This is a genomic window from Mesorhizobium sp. M1A.F.Ca.IN.020.03.2.1 (assembly GCF_004023205.1).
In the GTDB taxonomy this organism is placed as follows: domain Bacteria; phylum Pseudomonadota; class Alphaproteobacteria; order Rhizobiales; family Rhizobiaceae; genus Mesorhizobium.
Genome location: NZ_RZSV01000311.1, coordinates 1 through 5,351, shown reverse-complemented (window position 1 = coordinate 5,351; position 5,351 = coordinate 1). Strand labels below are relative to the sequence as shown.

Annotated in this window: 7 protein-coding genes; 6 read left to right on the top strand and 1 reads right to left on the bottom strand. The window is 64.4% G+C overall.

What is annotated here, in order from left to right:
- From modA to EOA79_RS29230, 4 genes are all read left to right on the top strand, one after another.
- On the top strand, positions 1 to 618 hold a 618-nt coding region (gene modA / locus EOA79_RS29245; protein WP_128293532.1), incomplete at its 5' end, for a molybdate ABC transporter substrate-binding protein.
- A 19-nt stretch (positions 619 to 637) separates the two neighbouring features.
- Positions 638 to 1,342 (top strand): molybdate ABC transporter permease subunit, encoded by a 705-nt coding sequence (modB, locus tag EOA79_RS29240; protein WP_095824894.1) that lies wholly within the window; start codon positions 638 to 640, stop codon positions 1,340 to 1,342.
- The gene (gene modC / locus EOA79_RS29235; RefSeq protein WP_128293531.1) at positions 1,339 to 2,451 is read left to right on the top strand and encodes a molybdenum ABC transporter ATP-binding protein; all 1,113 of its coding nucleotides are present in this window, start codon (positions 1,339 to 1,341) and stop codon (positions 2,449 to 2,451) included. The genes modB and modC overlap by 4 nt, the downstream gene beginning before the upstream one ends.
- An 86-nt stretch (positions 2,452 to 2,537) precedes the next feature.
- Entirely contained in the window at positions 2,538 to 2,879 is a 342-nt protein-coding gene (locus EOA79_RS29230; protein ID WP_066990897.1) for a winged helix-turn-helix domain-containing protein, read from the top strand.
- 17 nt (positions 2,880 to 2,896) lie between these two features.
- Here EOA79_RS29230 and cobF read toward each other — a convergent pair whose 3' ends face one another.
- Positions 2,897 to 3,670 (bottom strand): precorrin-6A synthase (deacetylating), encoded by a 774-nt coding sequence (cobF, locus tag EOA79_RS29225; protein ID WP_067323209.1) that lies wholly within the window; start codon positions 3,668 to 3,670, stop codon positions 2,897 to 2,899.
- A 177-nt stretch (positions 3,671 to 3,847) separates the two neighbouring features.
- Between cobF and EOA79_RS29220 the strand changes: the two genes are divergently transcribed.
- Entirely contained in the window at positions 3,848 to 4,861 is a 1,014-nt protein-coding gene (locus EOA79_RS29220; protein ID WP_095825024.1) for a DUF4424 domain-containing protein, read from the top strand.
- Positions 4,861 to 5,351: dihydrofolate reductase (locus EOA79_RS29215; protein WP_164893993.1), on the top strand; the 491-nt coding region annotated here is incomplete at its 3' end. The genes EOA79_RS29220 and EOA79_RS29215, both read left to right, overlap by 1 nt.

Sequence of the window (5,351 nt, the reverse complement as noted above, 5' to 3'; positions counted from 1 at the left end):
GCCACGATTTCGTATGCGGCAAGCTCGGCACTGGCCAAGCAGATCGAGGGCGGCGCGCCAGCCGATGTCTTCGTCTCGGCCGACCTCGACTGGATGAAGTATCTTTCCGACAAGAAGCTGACCAGGCCCGACACCGAAGTGAAACTGCTCGGCAACCAGATCGTGCTGGTGGCGCCGCAAGATTCCAAGGTCGAGGCGAAGGTCGAGAAGGGCTTCGACCTCGCCGGGCTCATCGGCGACGGTCGGCTCGCCATGGGCGATTTCAAGGCGGTGCCCGCCGGCAAATATGGCAACGCGGCGCTGGAATGGCTGGGCGTGTGGTCCTCGGTCGAAGGCAAGGTCGCGCAGGCCGAGAATGTCCGCGCCGCGCTCAAGCTGGTATCGACGGGCGAGGCCGCGCTCGGAATCGTCTACGCCACCGACGCCCATGCCGAAAAGGGCGTCAAGGTCGTCGGCACCTTCCCCGAGGATTCGCACCCGCCGATCATCTATCCGATTGCCCAGACCGCGGATTCGAAGGACAAGGATACGGCTGCCTTCCTGAAATGCGTCGAGTCGGCCAAGGCCGCCGCGCTCTTCAAGGAACAGGGTTTTACGGTGCTCGCGCCGAGCAACTGAGAAAGACCTAACACCGCATATGAGCTGGCTGCTGGACCTCACTCCCGACGAATGGAATGCGGTCCGGCTGTCGATCAAGGTGGCGACGGTGGCGATGATCGCCAGCCTGCCGCCCGGCATCCTGATCGCGCTGGTCCTGGCCCGGGGGCGATTCTGGGGCAAGACCTTGCTCAACGGGCTGGTGCATTTGCCGCTGATCCTGCCGCCGGTGGTGACCGGTTATCTGCTGCTGCTCACCTTCGGCCGGCGCGGGCCGGCCGGCGCCTTCCTCGCCGAGCATTTCGGCATCGTCTTTTCCTTCCGCTGGACGGGGGCAGCACTTGCCTGCGCGGTGATGGGTTTTCCACTGATGGTGCGGGCGGTCCGGTTGTCGATCGAGGCAGTCGACCGCAAGATGGAGGCGGCCGCCGGCACGCTCGGCGCCAACCCGGTCTGGGTGTTCGCCACAATCACGCTGCCGCTGATCCTGCCCGGCCTGATCGCCGGCGCGATCCTGTCCTTCGCCAAGGCGATGGGCGAGTTCGGCGCGACCATTACTTTCGTCTCCAACATCCCCAACGAGACGCAGACGCTGCCCTCGGCGATCTACACCTTCACGCAGGTGCCGGGCGGCGATCCCGGAGCGCTGCGCCTGACGCTGATTTCGATCGTCATCTCGATGGTGGCGCTGGTGGCCTCCGAGCTTCTGGCGCGCCGGATCGGCCAGCGGATGGACGTCGAATGACGCTCTCGGTGGACGTCAGTCATCGTCTCGGCGATTTCGCCATCGAGGCGAGTTTCGAAAGCGCCGGCCGGCTGACGGCGCTGTTTGGGCCTTCGGGCTCGGGCAAGTCGACGCTGATCAATGTGATCGCCGGGCTGATCCGGCCGCGGAAAGGGCGGATCGCGGTGGACGGGCGCGTGCTGGTCGACACCGCCGCCGGCATCTTCGTGCCGATGCACAAGCGACGGATCGGCATGGTGTTCCAGGATGCGCGGCTCTTCCCGCATTTGAGCGTCGCCGGCAATCTGCGCTATGGCCGCTGGTTCACGCCGGTTGCCGAGCGCTACGCCAGTATGGATGCGGTGGTCGAACTCCTTGGCATCGGTCCCCTGCTCGACCGGCGGCCGGCGAAATTGTCGGGTGGTGAAAAGCAGCGCGTGGCGATCGGCCGCGCGCTCCTTGCCAGCCCGAAACTGCTTTTGATGGACGAGCCTCTCGCCTCGCTCGACGAGGCGCGAAAGGCCGAAATCCTGCCCTATATCGAGCGGCTGCGCGATGAGACGAAGATCCCGATCGCCTATGTCAGCCATTCCGTCGCCGAGGTGGCGCGGCTGGCGACCGACGTGGCGGTGCTGTCCCAAGGCAAGATCGCGGCTTTCGGCCCGACCGAGGCGATCATGCAGCGGCTCGACCTCTTGCCGGCGGAGGAGCGCGGCGAGGGCGGCGCGGTGCCCGACACCAGGGTTTTGCGTCACGACGAGGCTTTCGGCATGACTGTGCTCGGCTCGCCGGCCGGCGAGATCCGCGTGCCGCGCGTTTCACGCCCGGCGGGAGCTCTGGTGCGGCTCCGCATCCGCGCCCGCGATGTCATGATCGCGACCGAACAGCCGTCGGGTCTTAGCGCGCTCAACATACTGCCGGGCAAAATCGCCGCAGTCAGGCCGGGCGTCGGGCCTACGGTGGAGATCGCCATCGACTGCAACGGAGCAACGGTGCTGGCGCGCGTCACCAAACAGTCGAAGCAGAGCCTTCGGCTCGCGCTCGGCCGCGAGGTCTTCGCGGTGATCAAGACGGTGAGCTTTGACAGCGCGACGACAGGTGCTGGGCTGCCGGTGGAGGCCGATGGTTGACGAAAGGGCAATATCGCTATGTTGGTTTGGAATAAGCGATGTGGCGGCGGAGAGGGTAATCTCGACATGATCGCAGAGGACAAAGGATGCCATCGCTGAGCCTGCGGATAAATCTCGACCCTGACGGACGAATTGGTCCGGGCAAGATCGAATTGTTGGAGCAGATCGCCGCTTTCGGCTCGATTTCGGCCGCGGCGCGCGGCATGGAGATGTCCTACAAGCATGCCTGGGACCTGGTCGAGGACATGAACCGGGTGTTCGGCAAGCCGCTGGTGGCGGCGCAGACCGGCGGCCGAAAAGGCGGCGGCGCGCAATTGACCGCCGTGGGTCTCGCCGTCGTCAGCCGTTTCAGAGCGATCGAGCGCGCGGCGGCTTCAGCGGCGGCCGTACATATGCAGGCGTTGCAGGCCGAGATCGACGCCGGTTGATTGGGCCTGTAAGGGGCCTATTCCTCCGGCTCCCCGGGCTTGCGGAGCAAATAGGTGTCCATGATCCAGCCCTTTTTGCGCCGAGCTTCCTCTCGGACCTTCTCGATTTCGGCGCCGACATCGCCGAGGCGGCCGGAAAGGATGATCTCGTCCGCCGTGCCGAGATAAGCGCCCCACTGAATGAAAACATCTTGATCGACCAGTGTGTTGAAGGCGCACTTGCCGTCCAGCATGACAACGGTGCTTCCGGCATTCGCGGGCAGGCCTTCCTCAGTCAGCCGGCGGCCGGTGGTGACCAGGATCGAATCGCCGATGCGGTTGAGCGCGGTCGCGTGGACGGCGGCAAGCGCCTGGATCGCGGTGATGCCCGGAATGACCTCGAGCTCGAAACCGACATTGCCCCTCAGGCGCACGCGCTCCAGTATGCGCAGCGCGCTGTCGTAGAGCGAGGGGTCGCCCCAAATCAGGAACGCGCCGCAGCCGTCCTCGGCAAGCTCGTCGCGGATCAGCCCTTCATAGATTTCGGCGATCGCCTCGTGCCAGTCGTCGACGGTCACGCGATAGGACGATGTCGGCTCGGCCCGAACCGGGACGTCGAATTCGACGCGGCGCGACTTCGGGTTTGTGACGAAGCGGTCGCAGATCTGCCGGCGGAGTTCCGCGAGGTCGTTCTTTCTGGCGCCTTTGTCGGGAACGAACAGCACGTCGGCCCGGTTCAGGCCGTTGATGGCCTGTACGGTCATGTGGTCGGGATTGCCGGCCCCGATGCCGATGACGAGAAGCTTGCGCATAGGCGTCCTCCTGCCCGATCGGGCGGCCGGTGTCCAGACGGGGGCAGGCAGGCATGCGGGAACGCAAAACTTCCGCCGATTGGCAGAAACGTTGAACGTCTCTAGCTACTTCTCCTGGAATTGCTCTAGATGGAAGCGCATCCGCATGATCCCGGTCATGCCGTCGAGAGGGGAGCCATGTTACGCACTATCCTGACCGCAGCGCTGGCATTCTCGGTTGCACCTGCCTTCGCCAACGATTCCGTTGCCGAGCTTGGCACCGGCGGGCTGATCCTGTCGCGCAGCGATGCGGTTGCCATGGAAAGCGAGGATCTCTTCATCTCGCCGGAAAAAGTGACCGTCGACTACGTTTTCCGCAACAATACCGACAAGGACGTCAGCGCGACCGTCGCCTTCCCGATGCCGGACATCGAAGGCGACCCGAACGAGATGCCGGCGATCCCGGAAGCGCAGAGCGACAATTTCCTCGGCTTCGAGGTGACGATCGACGGCGTCGACGCCAACCCGCAGCTCGAACAAAAGGCGTTCGCGCTGGGCATCGACATCACCGCGGAACTCCAGGCGCACGACGTGCCGCTCTATCCGTTCGGCGACGCCGCCAAGGCGGCGCTGGCAAAGCTGCCCAAGGACGTCGCCCAGGATTGGGAAGATCGCGGCATCATCATCGAAGACACCGCCGACAACGGTTCGGGCATGCAAACCGCCTACGCGCCGTTCTGGCAATTGCGCTCGACCTATTGGTGGCGCTCCACCTTCCCGGCCAACAAGCAAGTCCATGTCTCGCACCGCTACAAGCCGAGCGTCGGCGGCACGTCATCGGTCAGCTTCTATTACGACGGCAAGTTCCAGGGGCAGTACGACACTTACAAGACCCGCTACTGCATGGACGGCGGGTTCGAGAACGCTGTGCGCAAGGCAGCGAAGGAAAATCCCGACGGCTATCCCAAATATTTCGAGAGCCGCATCGCATATATCCTGACCACCGGCGGCAACTGGGCGTCCGGTAGTATCGGCAATTTCAAGCTCACCATCGACAAGGGCAGCCCAAAGAATCTGGTCTCCTTCTGCGGCGACAACGTCCGCAAGGTGGGTCCGACGACGTTCGAGATGACGGCCAAGGATTTTTATCCGGAGCACGATATCGGCATCTTGCTGCTCGAGCCGTCGGACAATAGCGGGAACGGCGGCTGATGGACATCGCGATCTACGTCGCCATTGCCGAGAACGGCGTGATCGGACGCGAAGGCGGGCTGCCGTGGCGGCTTTCCAGCGACCTGAAACGCTTCAAGGCCGATACGATGGGCAAGCCGATCATCATGGGCCGCAAGACCTATGAGGGCATCGGCCGGCCGCTGCCCGGCAGGCTCAACATCGTGGTGACGCGAGCCAGAGACTGGCGATCCGAGGGCACCGAAGTCGCCCATTCGCTCGACGAGGCGATCACGCTGGCCAAGGTGCGCGGCCGCTGCATGGCAGGTGCCGAGGAGATCTGCGTCGTCGGCGGCGGCGAGATCTATGCCCAGGCCCTGCCCTTGGCCGATCGTCTCCACGTCACGCATGTGCTGGCCGCGGTCGATGGCGACGCTCATTTTCCGCCGATCGACCCCGCGATCTGGCGGATCGTCCGATCCGAGGATTTTCCGGCGGGCGAAAAGGACAGCCACGCGACACGCTATACCGT